General features: G+C 66.4%; 21 protein-coding genes. 15 read left to right on the plus strand and 6 right to left on the minus strand.

Going from position 1 to position 20,125, the window contains the following annotated elements:
- Positions 1-2 precede the first annotated feature (2 nt).
- From EJV47_RS11015 to EJV47_RS11035, 5 genes are all read left to right on the plus strand, one after another.
- Positions 3-1,292 (plus strand): AAA family ATPase, encoded by a 1,290-nt coding sequence (locus EJV47_RS11015; protein ID WP_126693207.1) that lies wholly within the window; start codon positions 3-5, stop codon positions 1,290-1,292.
- Positions 1,289-1,705 carry a hypothetical protein gene (locus tag EJV47_RS11020; protein ID WP_126693208.1) on the plus strand — a complete coding sequence of 139 codons (417 nt, stop codon included), beginning with the start codon at positions 1,289-1,291 and terminating at the stop codon, positions 1,703-1,705. Before EJV47_RS11015 ends, EJV47_RS11020 begins: the two co-directional genes overlap by 4 nt.
- A 58-nt stretch (positions 1,706-1,763) precedes the next feature.
- Positions 1,764-2,081, plus strand: a complete 318-nt coding sequence (locus tag EJV47_RS11025; RefSeq protein WP_126693209.1) for a hypothetical protein — start codon at positions 1,764-1,766, stop codon at positions 2,079-2,081.
- A gap of 85 nt (positions 2,082-2,166) precedes the next feature.
- Positions 2,167-2,574 (plus strand): hypothetical protein, encoded by a 408-nt coding sequence (locus EJV47_RS11030; protein ID WP_126693210.1) that lies wholly within the window; start codon positions 2,167-2,169, stop codon positions 2,572-2,574.
- Positions 2,575-2,984: 410 nt separating this feature from the next.
- On the plus strand, positions 2,985-3,704 hold the full coding sequence (locus EJV47_RS11035; RefSeq protein WP_126693211.1) for a hypothetical protein: 720 nt from the start codon (positions 2,985-2,987) through the stop codon (positions 3,702-3,704).
- 373 nt (positions 3,705-4,077) lie between these two features.
- Here the strand turns inward: EJV47_RS11035 and EJV47_RS11040 are convergent, their stop codons facing one another.
- On the minus strand, positions 4,078-4,383 hold the full coding sequence (locus EJV47_RS11040; protein ID WP_126693212.1) for a hypothetical protein: 306 nt from the start codon (positions 4,381-4,383) through the stop codon (positions 4,078-4,080).
- The gene (locus EJV47_RS11045; RefSeq protein ID WP_126693213.1) at positions 4,367-4,708 is read right to left on the minus strand and encodes a hypothetical protein; all 342 of its coding nucleotides are present in this window, start codon (positions 4,706-4,708) and stop codon (positions 4,367-4,369) included. The genes EJV47_RS11040 and EJV47_RS11045 overlap by 17 nt, the downstream gene beginning before the upstream one ends.
- 108 nt (positions 4,709-4,816) lie before the next feature.
- Between EJV47_RS11045 and EJV47_RS11050 the strand changes: the two genes are divergently transcribed.
- Positions 4,817-5,269, plus strand: a complete 453-nt coding sequence (locus EJV47_RS11050; RefSeq protein WP_126693214.1) for a helix-turn-helix domain-containing protein — start codon at positions 4,817-4,819, stop codon at positions 5,267-5,269.
- A 293-nt stretch (positions 5,270-5,562) separates the two neighbouring features.
- Here EJV47_RS11050 and EJV47_RS11055 read toward each other — a convergent pair whose 3' ends face one another.
- The gene (locus EJV47_RS11055; RefSeq protein ID WP_126693215.1) at positions 5,563-7,155 is read right to left on the minus strand and encodes an ABC-F family ATP-binding cassette domain-containing protein; all 1,593 of its coding nucleotides are present in this window, start codon (positions 7,153-7,155) and stop codon (positions 5,563-5,565) included.
- 1,123 nt (positions 7,156-8,278) lie between these two features.
- Between EJV47_RS11055 and EJV47_RS11060 the strand changes: the two genes are divergently transcribed.
- The 4 genes from EJV47_RS11060 (at position 8,279) to EJV47_RS28010 (ending at position 12,763) form a co-directional block, all read left to right on the plus strand.
- Positions 8,279-8,500, plus strand: a complete 222-nt coding sequence (locus tag EJV47_RS11060) for a hypothetical protein (protein ID WP_126693216.1) — start codon at positions 8,279-8,281, stop codon at positions 8,498-8,500.
- A 47-nt stretch (positions 8,501-8,547) separates the two neighbouring features.
- Complete coding sequence (locus EJV47_RS28005) at positions 8,548-8,712, plus strand: hypothetical protein (RefSeq protein ID WP_165903702.1); 165 nt, start codon at positions 8,548-8,550, stop codon at positions 8,710-8,712.
- A gap of 237 nt (positions 8,713-8,949) precedes the next feature.
- Positions 8,950-9,357, plus strand: coding sequence for a CPBP family intramembrane glutamic endopeptidase (locus tag EJV47_RS11065; RefSeq protein WP_165903703.1), 408 nt, complete (start codon positions 8,950-8,952; stop codon positions 9,355-9,357).
- Between the two features lie 163 nt (positions 9,358-9,520).
- Positions 9,521-12,763: an AsmA family protein gene (locus tag EJV47_RS28010; protein ID WP_165903704.1), complete on the plus strand. Its 3,243-nt coding sequence runs from the start codon at positions 9,521-9,523 to the stop codon at positions 12,761-12,763.
- Between the two features lie 399 nt (positions 12,764-13,162).
- Here EJV47_RS28010 and EJV47_RS11085 read toward each other — a convergent pair whose 3' ends face one another.
- The 3 genes from EJV47_RS11085 to EJV47_RS11095 are packed head-to-tail and all read right to left on the minus strand — an operon-like array spanning position 13,163 to position 15,117.
- A complete protein-coding gene (locus EJV47_RS11085; RefSeq protein WP_126693219.1) occupies positions 13,163-14,122 on the minus strand; it encodes an alpha/beta hydrolase in 960 nt (319 codons plus the stop codon).
- 23 nt (positions 14,123-14,145) lie between these two features.
- Positions 14,146-14,604 carry a GNAT family N-acetyltransferase gene (locus tag EJV47_RS11090; RefSeq protein ID WP_126693220.1) on the minus strand — a complete coding sequence of 153 codons (459 nt, stop codon included), beginning with the start codon at positions 14,602-14,604 and terminating at the stop codon, positions 14,146-14,148.
- Positions 14,605-14,631: 27 nt separating this feature from the next.
- Positions 14,632-15,117: an ankyrin repeat domain-containing protein gene (locus EJV47_RS11095; protein ID WP_126693221.1), complete on the minus strand. Its 486-nt coding sequence runs from the start codon at positions 15,115-15,117 to the stop codon at positions 14,632-14,634.
- Positions 15,118-15,372: 255 nt separating this feature from the next.
- On the opposite strand from EJV47_RS11095, the gene EJV47_RS11100 reads away from it, so the two are divergent.
- The 5 genes from EJV47_RS11100 to EJV47_RS11120 all read left to right on the plus strand — a co-directional run bounded on the left by EJV47_RS11100 (position 15,373) and on the right by EJV47_RS11120 (position 20,008).
- Positions 15,373-16,164 (plus strand): SDR family NAD(P)-dependent oxidoreductase, encoded by a 792-nt coding sequence (locus EJV47_RS11100; protein WP_126693222.1) that lies wholly within the window; start codon positions 15,373-15,375, stop codon positions 16,162-16,164.
- Between the two features lie 389 nt (positions 16,165-16,553).
- Complete coding sequence (locus tag EJV47_RS11105; RefSeq protein ID WP_126693223.1) at positions 16,554-17,255, plus strand: L,D-transpeptidase family protein; 702 nt, start codon at positions 16,554-16,556, stop codon at positions 17,253-17,255.
- Positions 17,256-17,720: 465 nt separating this feature from the next.
- Positions 17,721-18,185: a VOC family protein gene (locus EJV47_RS11110; RefSeq protein WP_126693224.1), complete on the plus strand. Its 465-nt coding sequence runs from the start codon at positions 17,721-17,723 to the stop codon at positions 18,183-18,185.
- On the plus strand, positions 18,176-18,742 hold the full coding sequence (locus tag EJV47_RS11115) for an NUDIX hydrolase (protein WP_165903705.1): 567 nt from the start codon (positions 18,176-18,178) through the stop codon (positions 18,740-18,742). The genes EJV47_RS11110 and EJV47_RS11115 overlap by 10 nt, the downstream gene beginning before the upstream one ends.
- A 171-nt stretch (positions 18,743-18,913) precedes the next feature.
- Positions 18,914-20,008 carry a YncE family protein gene (locus EJV47_RS11120; RefSeq protein WP_126693226.1) on the plus strand — a complete coding sequence of 365 codons (1,095 nt, stop codon included), beginning with the start codon at positions 18,914-18,916 and terminating at the stop codon, positions 20,006-20,008.
- The last annotated feature ends 117 nt before the right edge of the window (positions 20,009-20,125 follow it).

A 20,125-nucleotide genomic window follows, 5' to 3' on the forward strand; every position in this document is an offset into this window, starting at 1 on the left:
CCATGACTGAACGGTTAATCATTCGCAACTTCGCCGGGCTAGAAGAAGTCGATATTAAGCTAGCGCGCATTAACATATTCATCGGCCCGCAAGCCAGTGGCAAAAGCGTGTGCGCGAAGTGCCTGTATTGGTTTAAATCTTTCTTGCCGACCATGTTGAATGCTGCTCAGTCAGGCGATGATAAACGTCAGATTGATGCGGCTTACATCAGTAGGTTTAAGGAGTATTTTCCAGGTTTATGGAAGACTGACAAAACCCTATTTCTCCGATACGAATTTTCCGATTATTTACCTGCATATAATTTCATTCAATTAGAGAATATCAACGGCAAGCTCAAATTAACGTACTCTGATTTATTTCGGGACGCCGCGAAAGTTTATCGTCAAGAAGTTGCTGCTGCGCACCGAGCAGGCTATAGAAGCAACGCTTATATGTGGGAATCTAACCGCATTGTAGAAATAAACGATATGCTGCGTTATGAGGTCGGAGATGCATTCAATGCGACTCAGCTATTCATTTTAGCAGGACGGTCTTTTTTCTCTGCGCTCAAAGGAGCAACGTTGAGTTTTCTAGCTCAAGCCCCTGTAGTTGACCCCTTCCTTCGCGAGTTTTTAACTTTATATGAGCTCAGTCGTCGCCGCTTTCTGAATAACGACCTCGTTCGACACAAAGATTTTTCCAGTCTAGCCGCGCACATTCTACGAGGCCGGATTGAAATCAAAGGCGAGGAGGAGTTCATAGTAAATGATGACGGCCGCCGAGTATCGTTGGCTCAAGCTTCTTCCGGTCAGCAAGAATCTTTTGCCTTGCTACTGATTCTGCTAAACAACGGTCTGGAGGATATCCCTCATTTTAGTGGTGAGGCCCACTCGCTACGCACTGTGTACATCGAAGAGCCGGAAACTCACCTGTTCCCCGAGTCGCAACGGGCAATGGCACAGCTTATGGCCACTGTATACCACGAAAGCGTCTATACGCTTCAGTACGTCATTACCACCCACAGCCCCTATCTGCTTACCTCGTTCAACAACCTCGTTTACGCGCATCAGCTAGCCGAAACCCTGCGCGACCAGCCCGCCAAGCTAAAGGCCTTGTATAAAGTGGTACCCAAAAACCAGCAACTCGCGCTGGCCGATATGCGGGTGTACGGCTTCGAAAACGGCCGCGTCAAGAGTCTGATTGATGAAGAATCGGGCCTGCTCACGGCCGATTTGCTGGATAGCGCCTCTGATGTAACGGCTGACCAGTTTGGTGCCTTGATGGCCTTAGACCCCGCCACCCAGCCCGAATGAAGGTACCAACCCACTTTCGGCGCGTCACGCGCAACAAGATTATTCCGGTCAAGACGCCCAAGGCAGCAAGTGCTTTTCGCTTGCTTAATCCTCGTCAGCTACCCGTAACAGTGCTGGAGCCGGAGAATTTTTTTGGAGCGGAGGCGGGCTGCGACTTTGTCTTTCAGGCTCCCGATGCTCCCGCTGAAATCTATGTGGAACTCAAGGGCAGCGACTTTCCGAAGGCGCTGGACCAGTTAGCTAATACCATACGGGTACTGCAGTCACCGTTGCAGCCCAAACATTGCTTCGTCGTTATTCGTCGTTCTCCAACGATGGACTTGAAGACACAGAAACAGTTGTTGAACTTCGGTAAAAAGCATCGTTGCACCATGCATCCCCCGAAGACGCAGCATCACGAGTACACATTGTAATATTTTCCTTACCCCGGCCCGCCACCCCAGCGGGCCGGCTTCATTTCTTCCCCACCCCGTGCACCAAAACCTCACTCCCGCCCAACGTCAGCTTTCCGACTACCTCAGCGGCATTTCCCAGCGCTGCTTCCACGGGGCCGAGTGGATTATGAACGTGGAGTACGTGGCCTGGGACGCGCTGAGCAGCGGCCCCCGCTCGTTTGGCTGGAGCCGCATCACGGCGGAGGATACCCAGGAGCTGCGGCGGCTAGCGCGGGCGGCCGGGGCCTGGTTGCTGTTCGATGAGGTGACGCGGGAAACGGCCGTGCCGCTGGCTCAGTGGCCCGCCGTGTTCGAGGAGGCGCAGCGGCGCAACCGGGAATTGCTGGATGAGTAAGTGAAGGGCGCCGCCGCAGCGCGGGGGCATATTCGGGCTGCGACACTTCTTTCGCGTATTCTTATCATCATTCCCTTGCCCCCTTATGAATCAGAAATATTCCGTAGCTAAAAACTTGCTGGCATCGGCCGTGGGGCTGGCGATAATGTACCAGTTGCTCCGGACCGAGTCGCGGAAGCTGCCGTACTCGCAGTACCTGAGCGGCCAGGCTTACGTGAATCTGCGCGTACGCGGCCGGATCGATACGATTTACCAGTACAACAAAGGATACCCGGTGGTGCGGATTGCCGGGCAAAACATGCAAATGCAGTTGGGTACCACAGCCCAGAAATACCTGGCAGTGGGCGACTCCGTGGTGAAGGAGCCGCACAGCTTAGACATTACCACGTATCGGACCTACACGAACTTTATAGAGGTGATGCGCTGGTCATCTACCAATCCGCAGGCACTGATTGGTGGATTTGTTTCGCGGGATACACTACCCCGTCGCTAGTGAGCAACTAGGTCAGCCACCCGATAGCCACCGCGGCGCGGGGCAGATGGGTCGTGGCCGGGACTAGGTGCTCTTACGTTCCGCCGGACCGTTTCTTTACCCGCCTTGCACGTCCCTGCATTGGTTTCGCATGGCCCCTTATCCGTTGCGCATGGCCCTCTGATAGTTTCGCACGGCCCTTTATCCGTCTAACATGTCACTTTGTCCATTTAGCATGGCTCTTTAAGCGTTTAGCGTGGCTCTTTGTCCATTTCGCACGGCCCTTTATCCGTTTCACATGCCCCTGCGTTGGTTTTGCGCGGCCCTAAGAAGCTTTTGCACTGTCTAGGTGGGTAAAAGTTGATAATGGCATAAAATAATCATACCCTTATCCTATCAGTTCATCTTTTTTCCACTCTGATATTACCATTATGGCGAAACAAAAACCCGAAGTCCGTCAGTTTTCGGGCTCGGATGCCGACATGCGCGCCCGGATGCGGACCATGCACGGCCACTATCTCACCGACGCGGCGGCGTTTGCCGCCGTCAACCCCGAACTGGGCGGTACGTTCGGGGCCGAATGGCTGGCGGCCATCGAGGCGGCCGACAAGGCGCCCAACGTGGACGTGCGGCGCGGCCTGCTCAGCGAGGACACCGCCGTGGTGGGCGACGGAATGGAGCGGGCCCGGCGGATGGTGCAGTCGGTGTTTTACTACGTGGAGCAGGCCTTCCCCAAGAACAAGGGCCGGCTCACGCAGTACGGCAAGGACCGCTACCGCAAGGCCTCGACCGACCCCGAGGAAATGCGCCTGCTGCTCGACATGGCTGCCGAAGCCGCCGAGCGCGACAAAGTAGCCCTGGCCGCCAAGGGCTTCAAGGCCGGGCAGCTGGCCGCCCTCAAAGCCCTGGCCGACGAGCTGGACACGGTGGACACCAAGCAGGAAATGCAGAAGGGCACCAACCAGGAGGACACCGGCGGCTACGTGCGGGTGCAGAACGCGGCCTACGGCTTCGGGCAGCAGCTCAACAAGGCCGCCAAAGGCGCCTTCCCCGACGACGCCCTGCGCCGCCAGCGCTACCGCCTCTCCGAAGCCGCCGACGACGCGGCCGCCCGCCCCGACAAGCCCGGCGGCCCCGCGCCCCAGGCCTAAGCCCACCGGCCCCTAATGACTACCCCGAATTACACCTATTGCTACTACCGAAAAAGCCGGGCCGCCCCCGGCTTTTTCTATGCCCGGCGCACTCGCTCGGCTATTGCCGAGTGAGCCGTACGTGGCTCGGCTGGGCCGAGCGCGGCTCCGCGCCGCCGGCCCGAACCCGCCCCCTACCCTTGCGCGGCTGCGCCGCGTGGGGCCTGGGCTGTAGTCACTCTTTGCCTAATAGCCGCCCGGGTTGGTATCGTTCGGGCGGCGCGGACGACTGCTCGGCTCAGCCGAGCTACGAAGGACTCACTCGGCAATAGCCGAGCGAGTGCGCCCGGGTGCTGCTCCGGCAATAGCCGAGCGGGGGCGCCCGGGGTACTGCTTACTCGGCAATGGCCGAGCGGGGGCGCGCGGGCCCGTCGGCCGGGGGGCGGGGCGGGCACACGGAGTGGGCGTTGACGAAGCGCCAGCGCAGGCTCGGGCCCTGGCCGCGGCTGCGGGCGAAGGGGCAGCTGCGCAGCTCGGCGTCCAGCAGCTCGGGGGTGCAGGCGGGCTCGCCCAGCAGGCGTTGTACCACCGTCAGCAGGTGGGCGGGGGTGTACTCGTCGCGGGTGGCGTAGCAGCCGAACACAGTGAGCAGGATCTGCCGGATGCGCGGGGCCGTGGCGTCGTCAGCGGGCGGCGTCATGGGCGGGCGGGGCGCCGCGCTCGGCGCGCATTACTTCGTACAGGTCCACGCCGTCGGCGAGGAAAAAGTCGCGGTACACCTGCAGGCGGCCGGCGGCGATGCTGCCCAGCTGCCGCTGCCGGGCGGTGTCACTGGTGAAGGTGTTGAGCTTGATGGCGGAGGCGCGCAGCAGCTCCCGGAAGACGGCGGCGCGGGTGCGCCCCATCTCGCAGTACAGCTGCCAGAGCCGGTTGCCCTCGTGCGGGGGCCGCACGTGCCCCTTGCCCCGCCGCCAGAGGTTGGCGGGGGCGGCCGCGGGCAGGTTGGACGTTTTTGTTTTCGGCATGATAAATTTGGTACTGATACGGCGGCGCACCTGCGCCAACTAGCATTACAATGTTAATGCTAGTTTGAATAACAAGCAACTACTTAGCGCTATTCCGGCGCACCCGCTATGGCCGAGGCCTCCCCGAACCAGACCCTGCACGAGCGTTTCCGTCAGTTGCTGGAAGCGCTGAACCACAGCGCCAATTCCTTTGCGCGGCTGGTGGGCGTCAACCCCAGCCAGATCGTGAAAGTGGCCAGCGGGCAGACCAAGCCCAGCGTGGATACCCTGGAGAAAATCAGCCTGGCGGTGCCGCGGCTGAACCTGGAGTGGCTGGTGGGCGGCCGCGGCCCCATGCTGAAGCCCGCCGACGGCAGCTCCACGCCGGCCGCCGAACCCGGCACGCCCTACGCAGTGAAGACGCCGGAGCCGGCCCTGCAGGAGGCCCCGGCCACCTACGCCAGCCTGGAGGAATGTCAGAAAGAGCTAAGCTGGTGGCGCGAACGGGCCCGTATGCTGGAAATCATGGCCGCTGACCGCCAGCTGATTATCGACCTGCTGCGCAAACAAGCATCGGGCTAAGCACGGGCCACGGGCAGTGACAGAAAAAAACCACCACTACGACGCACGCGGCGCCTACGCTTCTCCGCGGCACTCGCTCGGCTGCGCCGAGTGAACCGTACGTGGCCCGGCTATGCCGAGCGCGGTAGCGCGCCGCATGGGCGTCGTGCGGACGACGCCCATGCGGGCGGAATTATCGTGCAGCCGGCGCAGACGGGTGCTCGGCACAGCCGAGCTGCTTGCGGCTCACCCGGCATAGCAGAGCGAGTGCGCGGGCAGGCGCGGCGGGCGCCGTATGCGGGGCCGCTCAGCCCCTACTCCAGGCTCAGCGTCCGCTCGGCGCCGATTTCCTGGGCGAAGTGCTGGTCGTGGGAGATGAGCAGCACGGTGCCGGGGAAGTCTTTCACGGCCTGGGTGAGAACGTACTGGCTGGCCAGGTCGAGGTTGTTGGTGGGCTCGTCGAGGATGAGCACGTCGGGGGCGTTGTTGCGCACGCCGAGGCAGGCGAGGCTGAGCTTCATTTTCTCGCCGCCGCTGAGGCCGGCGCAGGGCCGCTCCCACGTGTCGGGGCCGAACTGGTGATAGTGCAGCACGGTTTTCAGCTCGTGCTCCAGCAGCCCGCGGGAGTTGAAGCGCTGCAGCTGCCCGAGCACCGGCAGCTGGTTGTCGACGAGGGCGTAGTCCTGGTCGAGGTAGCCGTACTCGAAAGCGGCCACAGTGAGGCGGCCGGCGGTGGGCAGGAGCTGGCCCATCAGCAGGCGCAGCAGGGTGGTTTTGCCGCTCCCGTTGGGCCCCACAATGCGCAGCCGCTCGCCCGAGCGCAGCTGAAACGTGAGCGGCCGGGGCCACAGCGGCTGCCCGGCGTAGCCGAAGTTGATGGCCTCGGCCTCCACCAGCACCTTGCCGCGGTGCAGCGCGGAGGGGCGCCAGTCGAGGCGCAGGGGCAGCTGCTCGCGCACCTGGGCGCGCAGCTGCTGCACCTGCTGGCCCAGGTCGTGGAGTTTTTCCTGGTGGGTTTCGCGCAGCTGGGCCGAGCTTTCCTGGGCTTGGCGGCGCAGGTTGCCGGCCACGATGCGCGGCAGGCCCTTTTTCTCGCCGTGGGCCTTGCCGCGGGCCTCCTGCTTGTGGCGCTGCTCGGCCACGTCGCGGGCCTTCTGCCGGGCCTGCTGCAGCGTCTTCTCCTGCTCGCCCAGCTGGGCCTGCAGGGCGGCCAGCTGGCCCTGGCGCTGCTGCTGGTAGAAGTCGTAGTTGCCGCCGTAGGTTTCGATGCCGGCCGGGGTCAGCTCCAGGGTGAGGTCGAGCAGGTTCAGCAGGGCGCGGTCGTGGCTGACCACCAGCAGGGTGGCCTTGCTGCGGCGCACGAACTCATAGAGCAGCTCCCGGCTGCCGGCGTCGAGGTGGTTGGAGGGCTCGTCGAGCAGGATGAGGCCGGGGCCGTGGATGGCGGCGCCGGCCAGAAACACCTTGGTTTTCTCGCCCCCGCTCAGCGCCCGCAGGGGCTGCGCCAGCGGCAGGTGCCCCAGCTGCCAGTAGGCCAGCGCCGCCTGCACCCGTTCCTCGATGGCCCAGTCGTCGTCGAGGCGGGTGAAGTGCTCGGGCGCGGCGTCGCCGCCCAGAATGGCGTGCAGGGCCTGCAGCTTGCCGGCCACCCCCAGGGCCTCGGCGACGGTGAGGTGGTCGTACTGGCCCAGGTGCTGGGGCACGTAGTAGGCCGGCTCGCTGAGCACCACCTCGCCCGCGCTGGGCGGCAGCTGCCCGGCCAGCAGGCGCAGCAACGTGGATTTGCCGGCCCCGTTCGGCCCGACCAGGGAAGCCTTGCCGCCGGCCGGAATGGACAGCTGCAGGTGTTGAAACAGCGTCTGGCCGTCGGCATGCACGTAGGAAAGCGCGTTGGTGAGAATACTCATGACTAAAGAGGATAAAAGGGTGGGCGGAAGCGGCCCGCTCCGGCCGCGCAGGGCGTAGCCGACGGCAAGCCGGCTCGGAGCCCGCGGCGCGGGCAGGCAGCAAGGAAAAAGGGGCCGCGCCAGGGCGGCGTGGAGCCGCGCAACCATCCGGGTCGGGTGGCCGGGGCGCGGCGCAGAAGGGCCGGCCGGGCAGCAGCCAAACGCCGACGGACGGGGCAAGCCGCCGGGCGGAGCACCCGGGGAATGGCTTGGCAGGATGAAACATGCGGCTCCACCGCCGGCAAAAGCAAGGGCGGGGAACCTGGAGTCCGGTAACGCGGCTGGAGCGGCGGGGCCGTCGGCTGGATTACATACGGCGGGGGAGTGGGCGTCCGGCCCCCGGCAGGGGGCGGCAGGACGAATGGATAATCCGGCTACCAGCGCCGCCGCGGGGGCGGGCCGGCTGGTGCGCAGTTCAGCAGGAGGTGCTTAGTGGATTTCCATTGGAGTAAGAGTGAGGCTTATCCGGCGGCAAATATAGGCAAGCGGCTCTGGAAGTGCGGGCGCCCTTGTTTTTCACCGGCAGCCTGCACAGCGCGCAGGGCCTTGCCCCTATCAGCACTGCGGCCTGTGTCTTCTACCGAGGCTGAAACACCAAGGGTCACGCGTTGAGCGCGCCGACTTGCTGACCTGAGTTGCGCAGAACTAACCAAGAGCTAGCAGCTAGAAGCTAGTTCCCCTCCTCAGATGATTCCGCGCATCAAGCGGCGGGGGGCTAGGGGTGGTTGAAAAACTAGAGCTAGAAACTACTGTCTAGAGTCAGTACGCGAGATGTCTCGCGGGGCTCGACATGACAGACGATTTTTAGCTCTAGTTTTTCTAACTCTAATTTTTCAACCACCCCCAGCCCCCCGCCGCTTGATGCGCGGAATCATCTGAGGAGGGGAGCTAATCTTAGCTTTCCTAGCTGCTAATCCTTCTCCGCAACTTGGCCTTGTTGGCGTCTGCGCGTTGGCCTTGGCGGTGCAAGGGATTGGCAGGTCTCAAAGGCGCCGGAGGGTTGCCCCCGAATGACAAGCGTAGCGGCGGGGTGCGGGGTTTATAACTATCTTCCTGCCCTCACGCATCCATACCCCTGATTGCTATGACTGCCGCCTTCCAGACTCCGCAACGCCGCCTGGGCCTGCTGTTCGTGTTTGCCAGCCTGCTGCCCATGATGGTGGCCCTGCACCAGCTATTCGTGCTGCTGGGCAACGTGCTGCTGGACACCGTCACCCCGACGCGCAGCCTGGTGCTGACTGCCGAGCTGCTGGCCGCCGCCGGCCTCACGGCCTTGCTGCTGCGCCAGGGAATTCGGCGCATGTAAGGGCCAATGGGGGCGCATTCGGTCTTTCTTCGGCAGCCCGCTGTCCTATGCTGCTTACCCTCGCCCGTACTTCCCCACTGCGCCAGATCAGCTGGGCGCTGCTGGGGCTGCTGCCGCTGCTGGGCCTGAAAGCGGCGGCGCTGCGCCTCCTCGGGCCGGGGCCGGGGCGCCGCTGGCGGCGCTGCTCATCGGCGTGGCCGCGCGGCTGCTGATGCTGGGCTACGTGCTCGGGCTGGTGTACCGGCTGCGGCTGCAGCCCTGGCTGCTGCGCCTGCGCCGCTTTCACGCGGGTAACCTGCTGGGCCTGGTGGCGCCGTTTCTGCTCCCGGCCCTCGTGCTGGCCGACAGCCTGCCCCGGCTGCGGGCCACCCCACCCCTGCTCGGCGGGCTCTACCTGCTCGACAACCTGCTGATTGGAGCGGTGGAGGAGCTGTTTTGCCGGGGCGTGCGTGCTGCTGGGCCTGCTGCTGCGCGCCGCGCCGGGGCGGCCCCTGCGGGCGGCCGTGGTATCGTCCTTGCTATTTGCCGGGCTGCACTACGCCAACCTGCTGCGCGGGCAGCCCCTGGACGATACCCACGGGCAGGTGCTGACGGCCTTTTTCGCCGGGCTGTTCCTGGCCGGCCTCTTCATGCGCACCCAGAACATCCTGGTGCCCATCCTCTGCCACGCCCTGTTCGACGCGGGCGTGGGCACCGCCGCCCTGCGCCCGGCCCACCCGCCGGCCGCCCCTGCGCCGCTGCCCACCGACGACGGCCTGCTGACCACGCTGGGGGTAGTGCTCCTGCTGCTGGGCGCGGGCTACCTGATGATTCGGCGCAGCCAGCAGGCAGCCTTTCAGCGCGGGCTGAGCGACTAGCGGGACGAAGGAGGCCACCGTTTGCGCCGGTGAGGCGTATTTTTAACTGTTCAGGTTCGGTGCGGGCAGCCGCCGGGCGGCCGGGGCCGTATTGGCAGGGCCGGCCGCCGGGGCCGTCTCCCGCCGGGCCGCCCTGCCGCCCCTAAGCGCAGCGTTGCCGTCTATGCTCCTTTCCCTCTGCCGCCGCCTGGGCGGGTTGTTGCTCGTGCTGCTCTTGCTGCTGGTGCTCTTGGGCATCGGGCTGCTGGGTACCGACTTCGGCCGCCGCTACCTGGCCCGGCAGATTCGGGAGCAGCTGGCCGAAAGCTCCGATTTGCGCGTCAGCCCCTTCCGGGTGGAGCTGCGCTGGCAGGACTTCCCGCACCTGACGGCCTCGGTGCGCGGCCTGGTGCTGACTGATACCTCCTACCAGCGCGCCGAGCCGGTGCTGCGCGTGGCCCGGGCCGATCTGCGCCTGAACCTGCTGCAGCTGCTGCGCGGCCGTCTGCGCGTCGATGCCCTGAGCCTGCACGACGCCGAGCTGCGCACCTACGTGGACGCCCAAGGCCGGCGCTGGACCTTGCACGGCCGGCGCCGCGCGGGCCCCGGGCAGGCGCCGCCCGGCTTCGAGCTGCCGGCCCTGCGGCTGCACAACCTGCGCCTGAGCTTCCGCAACGATTACAAGCGCAGCCGCTTCCTGGGCCGGGTGGCCGAAGGGCAGCTGACAGCCCGCCTGCGCGGCGACGAGCTGCGCCTATCCGGTACCATGCAGGGCCATATCGACAGCCTGCGCCGCCGCACCGGCACGCTGCTGCTGCGCGAGCCGGTGCACGCCCGGCTGCACTACCGCTACTCCTTTGCCCGCCGCCAGGGCCGCTTCGATGGCACCCGCGCCACCCTGCACGGCGACACCATTCGCCTGAGCGGCACCCACACCCCCGATCGGCAGGTGCCCGTCGGCTCCCGGCTGAACCTGCGCTTCGAGGGGCCGCAGGCGCTGACGCTGGTGCTGCCCAACCTGCTGCCGCCCAGCCTGCGCCCCTACGTGGCGGGCGTGCGCAGCCCCAGCAAGGCTTATTTGCGCTACACCATCAGCGGGCTGAGCACGCCCACCGTGCTGCCCCGCGGCGTGCTGCGGCTGGAGCTGCGCGGGGCGCAGCTGCGCTGGCCCGACTCGGCCCGCCGCATCAGCCGCTGGGATTTGCTGGCCGTGCTTGATAACGGCCCGGAGCGCAATCCGCGCAGCACCACGCTCACCCTGCAGCACTGCCGCATTCACTCCCCCTTCGGCCAGCTCGACCTAAACCTGCAGGTGCGCGACTTCGCCCGGCCCGGCATCAGCGGGCGCATCCGGGGGCGCACCGATTTGCCGGCCCTGGCGGCGCTGGTGGCGCCGGGGGGCTGGCGGGCCCGGCGCGGCGCGGCCGAGCTGGACGTACGCCTGCACGGACTGCTGCCGCCCGCCAAGGGCCAGCCGCCGGGCAGCCGGGCGCTGTCGGTGCGCGGCTACCTGCGCCTGCACGACGCGGCCTTCGACATTCCGGCCCGCCAGGCCAGCTTCCGCGACCTGAACGTGCGCCTGGGCCTGCAGGACAGCCTCTGGCGCCTCGACGCGCTGACTGGGCAGGTCGACGGCATGCACTTCCGGGCCACCGCCCGCACCCTGTACCTGCTCGACTACCTCACCGGCCAGCGCCCGAACACGCGCATCACCGGGCAGTTTGCGGTGGACGAGCTGCGCCTGGCCCGCCTGGGTGAGCTGCTGCGCCCGGCCGGCGGCGCGGCGCAGCAGCGGCGGCCGGCAGCCGAAGGGCGGGGCAGCGTGAGCCTGCTGCCGCCGGGCCTGCAGCTGCGGGTGGGCCTGCGCTGCGGGCGGTTGGTGCTGCCCACCGATACCCTGGAGCAAGTGGCCCTGACGGTGCGCCGCGACGCCCGCCGCACCAGCCTCAGCGGCTTGTCGGCGCGGGTGTGGGGCGGGCAGGTGCGCGGGCGGGCTTCGTGGCCGGGGCCGGCGGCCCGGGGTCGTACGGCGGGTGAGTTTGCCCTGGCCCTGCGCTTCGGCACGGTGGACTACCGCCGCGTGGCCCGGCTGGTGCGCCGCTCCCTGCTGGCCCGCCCGCGCCGCGCCAAGCCCGACGCCGAAACGGCGCGGCTGCAGTCGCCGGTGCGCAAGCTGCTGCTGCTGGCCAACGGCCGGGCCACCTGCGACATCGGCACGCTGCTGATGCCCGTCGGCGAAAACCTGCGGCACGTGCGGCTGCGGCTCACCAAAGCCGGCTCCAGCTTCCACCTGCCCTCCCTGTACTTTGTCACTACTTCCGGCGGAGCGGGCTTTGCCCAGGCCTCGGCCCACGTGGCCCGGGGCCGCCTGCAATCGGCCGACGCCAGCCTGGACCTGCGCTACGCCACCGTGGACGTGCAGCGCCTGCTGCTGCTGCTGGCCAGCCTGAAACCCGACGACGACGATGATGACGAGGATGATGCCGTCAGCGCCGCGGCGGCCGACTCGGCGGCAGCGGTGCGCCAGGGCCGGGCCACGGCCCTGCTCGGCGGGCGGGTGCTCACGGCCCGGCTGCAGGTGCGCGCCGAGCGGGTGCGCTACGGCGCCCTCAGCGGCACCGATTTTCGCTTGGCCTCGCGCTTGCGCCCCGGCGAGGCCCGCCTCGACGATTGCAGCCTGCAGGCCTTCGGGGGGCAGCTGAAGCTGCGCGGGCGCCTGCAGACCCACGCCGTGGGCGGCCGCCACCCGCTGCACGTGCAGGCCCAGCTGCAGCGCATCGAGCTGCCGCGGCTGTTTGAGGTGGCCGACGCGCTCAGCTTCGACGTGCTGGGCAGCGACAACGTGCGCGGCACCATGGACTGCGAAGCCGACCTCATTACCGACCTCGACTCGACCTTTCTGCCCGCCGTGGCGCGCACCAGCGGCTACGCCCGGGCCGAGGTGCAAAACCTGGAGCTGCTGCGCGTGACGGCCCTGGAGCAGGCCCTGCGCTTTATCGGGCAGAAGAAAACCAGTCACCTGTTTTTCCGGCCCGTCAGCACCCAGGTGTTTCTCGACCAGGGCCGGCTGCTGGTGCCCCGGCTGCGGCTCAACAGCAACCTGAGCGACCTGGAAATCAGCGGCGAGTATTACCTGACGGGGCGCAGCAACCTGTACGTGGGCCTGAACCCCATGCAGGCCCTGCTGGGCAACAACCGCCGCCGTGTGGCCCGCATCCGCAGCGGAGCCACCGCCCGCCACCCCGACCGCCACCTGCTGTACCTGCACCTGCGCCGGCCCCAGGGCCACATGCGTTACCAGGTGCGGCCGTTTCAGCGCCGCCAGCAACGGCAGCAGCAGGCGCAGCTGCTGCAGGAGTACCGCCGCCTGCTGCAGCGCCAGCCCATCGACACCACGCTGCGCCTGCTGCGGCCGCCGGGGCGGTAGCGGCGCACTACCAATCAGCGTTGCCGGCTTGGCGGGCAACGGCGTTTCTGTGGGGCCGGATTCAGCCGGCTTTCCCCATGCCCAGTACCCCGCTGCAGTTTCTCGGCCACGCCAGCTTCCGCCTCACCGCGCCCCCACCGATGGCATGACCGTGCAAGCCCTGCAAGCCGGCGAGACGCTGAATCTGGGCCGCTTGTAGCCCAGAGGTGCCCGTCGCTTGACTGATGGAAAACTGTCATGCAGAGCGCCACGAACCAAAGGTCGACGCAGTCAGGCATCTCGCGTGCTGACAGCCACAAGTAATCTTTTCGTTTAACGAGGGTTTTACCATTGGTCATCAGCACGCGAGATGTCTCGCAGGGCTCGACATGACGTTCTTTCGTGTGCGCTGACCGCTCCCTAAAACAGCGGCGCCATCCACCGGAAGATGTGCTCGTACACTTGCCGGCGCACTTCGGGGCGCGACAACATTAAATCGTGCATGCCGCCTTCGATGGGCTGCACCGTCACGCGGGGGCCGAGGCGCGGGGCCAGGCGGTGGATGTCGTTGGCGCTGAGCACCCCGTCGGCCTCGAAATACTCGTCGTTGAAGGGCGCGTACTGCCGCACGGTGCGGGCCGAGTGCAGCACCAGCACGGGCACCGGCACGTGCAGCCCGGCCGCTACCTGGCGGTGGCCCTCCCGGATGGCGCGCAGCCAGCCGGCGTTGACGGGAAACAGCTTCAGCGGCTTCCAGCGCAAATCGTAGTCCCACTCGCCGTGGTACTGGCGGTGCAGGCTCTGTCCGTAGCCGGTGGGCAGGTTGTTGGGCACGGGCAGGCCGGGCAGCAGGCGGCCCAGGCGCGTTACCAGCGGGGCCACCACCTCGCGCAAGAGCCGCGGCTGGTTTAGCTCCAGAAACGGGCTATTGAGCACCAGCGCTTCCCAGGCCTGGGGGTGGGCGGCGGCGTGCAAAGCGGCGGTGAGGCCGCCGGTGGAATGGCCGAAGAGCACCACCCGCTCGATGCCTTCCCCGCGCATAACGGCCAGGGCGGCGTTCAGGTCGGCAAAGTACTCGCGCAGGTCGCGCACGTTGTGGGGGCGCTGGTGCGGCAGCCAGGAGCGGCCGCACTTGCGCAAATCGAGGGCGTAGAAGCGGAAGCCGCGGCCTTCCCACTGCAGGGCCATGTCGCGCTGAAAAAAGTAGTCGGTGAAGCCGTGCACGTAGAGCACGGCCAGGCGCCAGCGGATGGGCGCCACGTGGGGCCGGGGCCGCACCAGCGTGCAGACGACCGGCCCCTCGTAGTCGGCGGGCTGCTCGATGCGTAGCTGCTCGAAGTCGGGGCCGAGCACGTCGGGCCCGTAAGCGGATGAATCCATAACGGAGAGTAGGTTGGCGGGCTTCAGGCCGGCGCGAGGCTCATGTCGTACAGGTGCAGGCCGGGGCCCCAGAAGTGTTCCGCCACGCGGTGCAGCACGAAGCCCCGCCGGGCAAAAAAGCCCTGCGCGTACTGCGAGGTGCGGCTGATGATGCGGACGCCGGGGTAGCGGGCCTGCAGGTGGCGGATGCGAAACTCCAGCAGCTGCCGGCCCAGCCCCCGCCCGTGCCAGTCCCGGCCGACCATGCCCCAGTACAGCTCCCAGCTCTGGCCCGCGTCGCGGGAGCCGTAGCCGCCGCAGGCCCGCACGGCACCGTCAGCTTCGAGCACCCAGAAATCGGCCGGGGCAGCGGCCAGGTACCGCTCGAACAGGGCCCGCTCGGTGGGGTCGAAAGCGGGCGGGCAGTTGCCGTCGAACAGGGCCAGGCAGGCGGCCTGGTCGCGGGTCTGGTAGGGCCGGATGCTGGGCGGGGCGGCGGGCATGAGCGCAAGAATGGGTATCAGGCGGCCTTATTCGGGCAGCAGCTGCAGGGCCTGCTCGTTGCCCTGTTGCAGGGCCAGGTCGCGGGCGGAAAGGCCGCGCACGTCGCGCAGGGTGGTATCGGCGCCGGCTTCGAGCAGCAGGGGCACGATGTTGTGGCGGCCAAACAGGGTGGCAAACATCAGGGCCGTGCCGCCGTTGCCGTTTTGCGCGTTCAGGTCGGCGCCGTGCCGGATGAGTAAGCGGGCCAGCTCCGCGTAGCCGTTGAAGCTCACGCCCATCAGGGCCGAGTTGCCGCTCACGTCCTGCACGTTGACGTCGGCACCGGCTTCGAGCAGCAGCTGGGCGGCCTCGGGCTGGTTGTTGTAGGTAGCCAGGATGAGCGGGGTGAAGCCCTTGCCGTTTTGGGCGTTGACGTCGACGCCGGCGGCCAGCAGCTCGCGCAGCAGGGCTACGTCGCCGCGGCGGGCGGCATCGAACAGCAGGTCTTCGGGGCGGGCGGAGGAAAAGGTCATTGGAGTTGGGTCGGTGAAATGGCTTGGAGCTGGCAAGTACGCGGCCGGCGCAGATTTGGCCAAATGCTGGGCCGTAGCGCGAAGCTCTGCTTCGCGTATCCCGGACGATTGTCGCAGAACGAAATCAACGCTGGCTGTTCAACGAGTCGTTCTGAATACGCGAAGCAGAGCTTCGCGCTACGGCGCGGACCCGCCGCAAGACAAAACCGGGCTTCGGTGGTTACAGCAGGCAGTTTCATCAAGCACTTCTTTCGCATGGATTTACAACTCAGCGGCAAAACTGCGCTGGTTACCGGCTCCACGGCCGGCATCGGACTGGCCATTGCCCGGCGGCTGGCGGCCGAGGGCGCCCGCGTCATTATCACCGGCCGCAGCGAGGCTCGCCTGGAGCAGGGCCGCGCCGCCATCCTGGCCGAGACGCCCGCGGCCGAGGTGCGCGGCGTGGTAGTTGATTTCGGGCGCGCCGAGGACGTGCAGCGCCTGCTGGCCGAAGTACCCACGGTGGACATTCTGGTCAACAACGTGGGCATCTTCGACCCCAAGCCCTTCGCCGACATTCCCGACGAGGAGTGGCTGCGCTTTTTCGAGGTGAACGTGCTGAGCGGGGTGCGCCTCTCGCGCCAGTACTTCCCGCAGATGCTCAGCCGCAACTGGGGCCGCATCATCTTTATTTCCAGCGAATCGGGCCTGCAGATTCCGGCGGAAATGATTCACTACGGCACCACCAAAACCGCCCAGCTGGCCGTGGCCCGGGGCCTGGCCGAGCTGACCACCGGCACCGGCGTCACCGTCAACTCGGTGCTGCCCGGGCCCACGGCCTCGGAGGGCGTGGAGGAGTTTATCGGCAAGCTGGCCGGCGAGGGGCAGACGCGCGAAGAGGCCGAAAAAGACTTTTTCGCCCACGCCCGGCCCTCGTCCCTGCTCAAGCGCTTCATCACCACCGACGAAATTGCTACGATGGTGACCTACCTGGCCAGCCCGCTGGCGGCGGCCACCAACGGCGCTTCCGTGCGCGTCGACGGCGGGGTGATTCGCAGCATCGGCTAGGCCTGAGCGGCTACGGATGGATGTTGATAAAACCGTTAGCGCTTTTCCCAGGGAGAACTTTGGACACAGCTGTGGTAATACCAGCCGCGTAGCGGCGCCACGTCAATAGGCAACCCGGTAGATAAGCACGTTTCGAGCTCCGGAGGAGCGGCACCAGACCCGCGCAGTCAAGGTGCCGCTCCTCCGGAGCTCAGCTGCTTTATGTTCGGTGCAGTGCTATTGACGTGGCGCCGCTACGCGGCTGGAGTGCCGGGACCGGTCCAGAGCAGCCAGAGCAGATGCACTACCTGACGGATCCTTTTATTGCTCATATTCTAATATTTATTTACCCCGATACTGCGCCCCGGCAGCGCGGCGTTAGGCCGGCGTATCCTTACCGCTTTACGCCCATGCGCGCCGCTTTTCTGCTGCTGTGGCTGCCCGTGCTGCTCAGCTGCACCCTGCCCGCCGACTCCACCTTCCGCCTCGAGCAGCAGCGCTACCCGCGGGTGCGCGCCGCCTACGCCGCCCGCTGGCCCGCCCTGCAGGCCGAGCTGCGCCGCCGCCACCTCGATGCGGACCGGCTGGAGCTGTACCTGCGGGCCTTCAAGATCGGGCGGCGGGTGGAGGTGTGGGCCCGCAACCACGGCCAGGGCCGGTACCAGCTGCTGCGCCGCTACCACCTGGCTGGCACCTCGGGCACGCTGGGCCCCAAACTCAAGTCCGGCGACGGGCAGATTCCGGAGGGCTGCTACCGCGTGGACCGCTACAACCCCAGCAGCCTTTACCACCTTTCCCTGGGCCTCGACTACCCCAACGCCCACGACCGGGCCCGCGGCGAGCAGGACCCCGGCGGCGACATTTTCATCCACGGCTCCAACGTCACCATCGGCTGCCTGCCCATCACCAACGACTGCGTGGAGGAGCTGTACGTGCTGGCCGTGGAAGCCCGCGCCGCCGGTCAGGACACGCTGCCCGTCCACATCTTCCCCTTCGAGCTGAACCCCACCGACCTGGCCGCCCACTGGTCCAGTCCCCACCACGCCTTCTGGGCCACGCTGGCACCGACGTACCAGTACTTCGAGCAGCACCACACCCTGCCGGCAAGGTGACAGGTGACAGGTGACAGGTGACAGGTGACAGGTGACAGGTGACAGGTGACAGGTGACAGGTGACAGGTGACAGGTGACAGGTGACAGGTGACAGGTTGGAACGGCAACTCCCCTCCTCAGTTGACGCGGCCGCTTTGGCGGCGGCTGGGGTGGTTGCGTCGTTGCCGGCGTTGAACGGCCCATCTGCCTGGCTTCCTGCCAGAGCCAACCGCCCCAATATATTCTGGCCTGGCTTCCATCCGGGGTGAAATCAATTGATTCTGTGCCCGCAGGCGTCCTACCAAGGCAGAATCAACTCGCAACGCGCTGGTAGGACGTCCGACTGTGGCGGCTTGCCCCGCGGTCCTGCTCACGGGCCAGCCATCCGCCCATTTCATGCAAATGCATGAAGCGCCACTCCGCGGGCAATGGATATATTGGGCATTCGTTCTGAATACCGGAAGCCCGACCCCGTTCACACACTCGATGCAACTAGTGGAAAAGCCCTTGCTCACGGCGCGCTACGCCCATACCAACCTCACGGCCGAAGACTGGCAGGCCCTGGCCAGCTTCTACGAGCGGGTATTCGGCTGCGTGCCCATCCTGCCCCAGCGCGACTACCAGGACTCGGCCCTGACTACCGAGCCCGGCACCCGCCGCCGCGGCGTGCACCTGCGCCTGCCCGGCTACGGCGACAACGGCCCCACGCTGGAAATCTTCGGCTACGACCCGCTCACCAACCGCGCCCGCACCGCCCCCAACCGCCCCGGCTTCGGCCACATTGCCTTTGAGGTGCCCGACGTAGCCGCGGCCCGGGCCGTGGTGCTGGCCGAGGGCGGCTCGGCCCTGGGCGACGTGGCCACCCAGATGACCCCGCTGGGCCGCAGCGTCACCTGGGCCTACGTGATGGACCCGGAGTGCAACATCATCGAGCTGCACGCGTGGCAATAGCGCTGCCGCCCGACGACTCCACCCTGCCGCCGCCCGCCCCGCAGCTGCGCGAGGCCGCCGTGCTGGTGCCCGTGTACCGCGACGACGCCGGCCAGCTGCGCCTGGTGCTGTTGGTGCGCAGCAACTTCGGCGTGCACGGCGGGCAGCTGGCCTTCCCCGGCGGCAAGCAGGACCCGGAGGACGCCTCCCTGCTCGATACTGCCCTGCGCGAGGCGGAGGAGGAAGTATTTCTGCCGCGTACGGCCGTGGAGGTGCTGGCCGAATTGCCCGACGTGAGTACGCCCACCGGCTTCCGCGTCACGCCCTATCTGGGACGCATTAGCCGGCCGGCCGTGTGGCGCTGGCTGGAGCGCGAGGTGACGGAAGTGCTGGAAATACCCGTGACCGAGCTGCTCGACCCGGCCCGCCACGCCACCGAAACCTGGCAGCTCGACGGCTGGCCCCGGCCCGCCCTGGTGTCGTTTATCCGCATCGGGGAGCACCGGCTCTGGGGACTGAGCTACCGCATCGTGCGCCAGCTGCTGCCCCGCCTCACTGCGGGCGAATGGGCAGTGTGAGGGAATGAGGAATGAGGAATGAGGAATGAGGAATGAGGAATGAGGAATGAGGAATGAGGAATAGCGTACCGCTTCGTTGAGACTGGGTTGCGTCTTCCTTCTTCATTCCTCATTCTTCCTCACAATTTGGCATGGTCTTGCGTTGAAGGCCACAAAGCAACTTTTCCGCTTATGCGCACTCGTCTTTCTTTCCTGCTGGCCTTGCTGCTGACCTTCGGCGCCCGGGCCCAGCAGCAGGCCTCCATCTGGTACTTCGGGCAAGAAGCCGGCCTCGATTTCCGCCAGGGCGCCCCTACCCCGCTGCTCGACGGCAAGCTGGCCACCTACGAGGGCTCGTCGGTGGCTACCACCTCGCGCGGACAGCTCCTGTTCTACACCAACGGCGTGAACGTGTGGAACCGCCAGCACCAGCTCATGCCCAACGGCAAGGGCCTGGCCGGCAGCAAAACTTCCTCCCAGAGCGCCCTGGTCATTCCCGACCCGGGCAGCGGCAACGTGTTCTACATCTTCACCACCGCCGCCGAGGGCAGCAGCGTGGGCATGCGCTACTCCGTGGTCGACATGACCGACGCCGAGGGCCTGGGCGACGTAAAGCGCACCAACGGCCTGCTCATCTCGCCAGTGGCCGAAAAGCTGGCCGCCGTGCGCCACAAGAACGGCCGCGACATCTGGGTGGTGGGCCACCGCTGGAACTCCAACGCCTTCGTGAGCTACCTCGTCACGCCCGACGGGGTGCAGACCAAGCCGATTCTGAGCAACGTGGGCTCGATGCACGCCGGCCCCGGCCGCAACGCCATCGGCTGCATGAAGTTTTCCGTGGATGGCAAGAAGCTGGGCGTGGCCATCTGGCGCGAGGCCAACAAGGTAGAGGTATTTGACTTCGACAACGCCACCGGCCTGGTGAAAAACCCCAAGAGCTACGGCCCCTTCGAGGAAGCCTACGGCGTGGAATTTTCCCCCGACGGCTCCAAGCTCTACGCCAGCAGCAACGGCACCGGCGGCGGCAACGCCCAGGTGTGGCAGGTGGACCTCAAGACCGGTACCAAAACCGCCGTCGGCAACTCCGCCAACCGCAAAATCGGCTCCCTGCAGCTCGGCCCCGACGGCCGCATCTACGTGGCCCGCGAGGACAACCCCTTCCTCGGCATCATCGAAAACCCCAACGCCGCCGGCACAGCCGCCAAGTACACCGACGACGGTATCAAGCTCGGCGGCCGCCGCGGCAAGCTCGGCCTGCCCATCTTCATGCAGAGCTATTTTCGGTGATTAGGGGATTGGGGAAAAAGCCCGTCATCCTGAGCAACGCGAAGGACCTTCCTCGCACCCTGCACCGCCGCTGACACACGCCCTGACGCTCTAATCCCGCACCAACTAAAAAGCGCA

It is taken from the genome of Hymenobacter gummosus (assembly GCF_003970915.1).
GTDB lineage: Bacteria > Bacteroidota > Bacteroidia > Cytophagales > Hymenobacteraceae > Solirubrum > Solirubrum gummosum.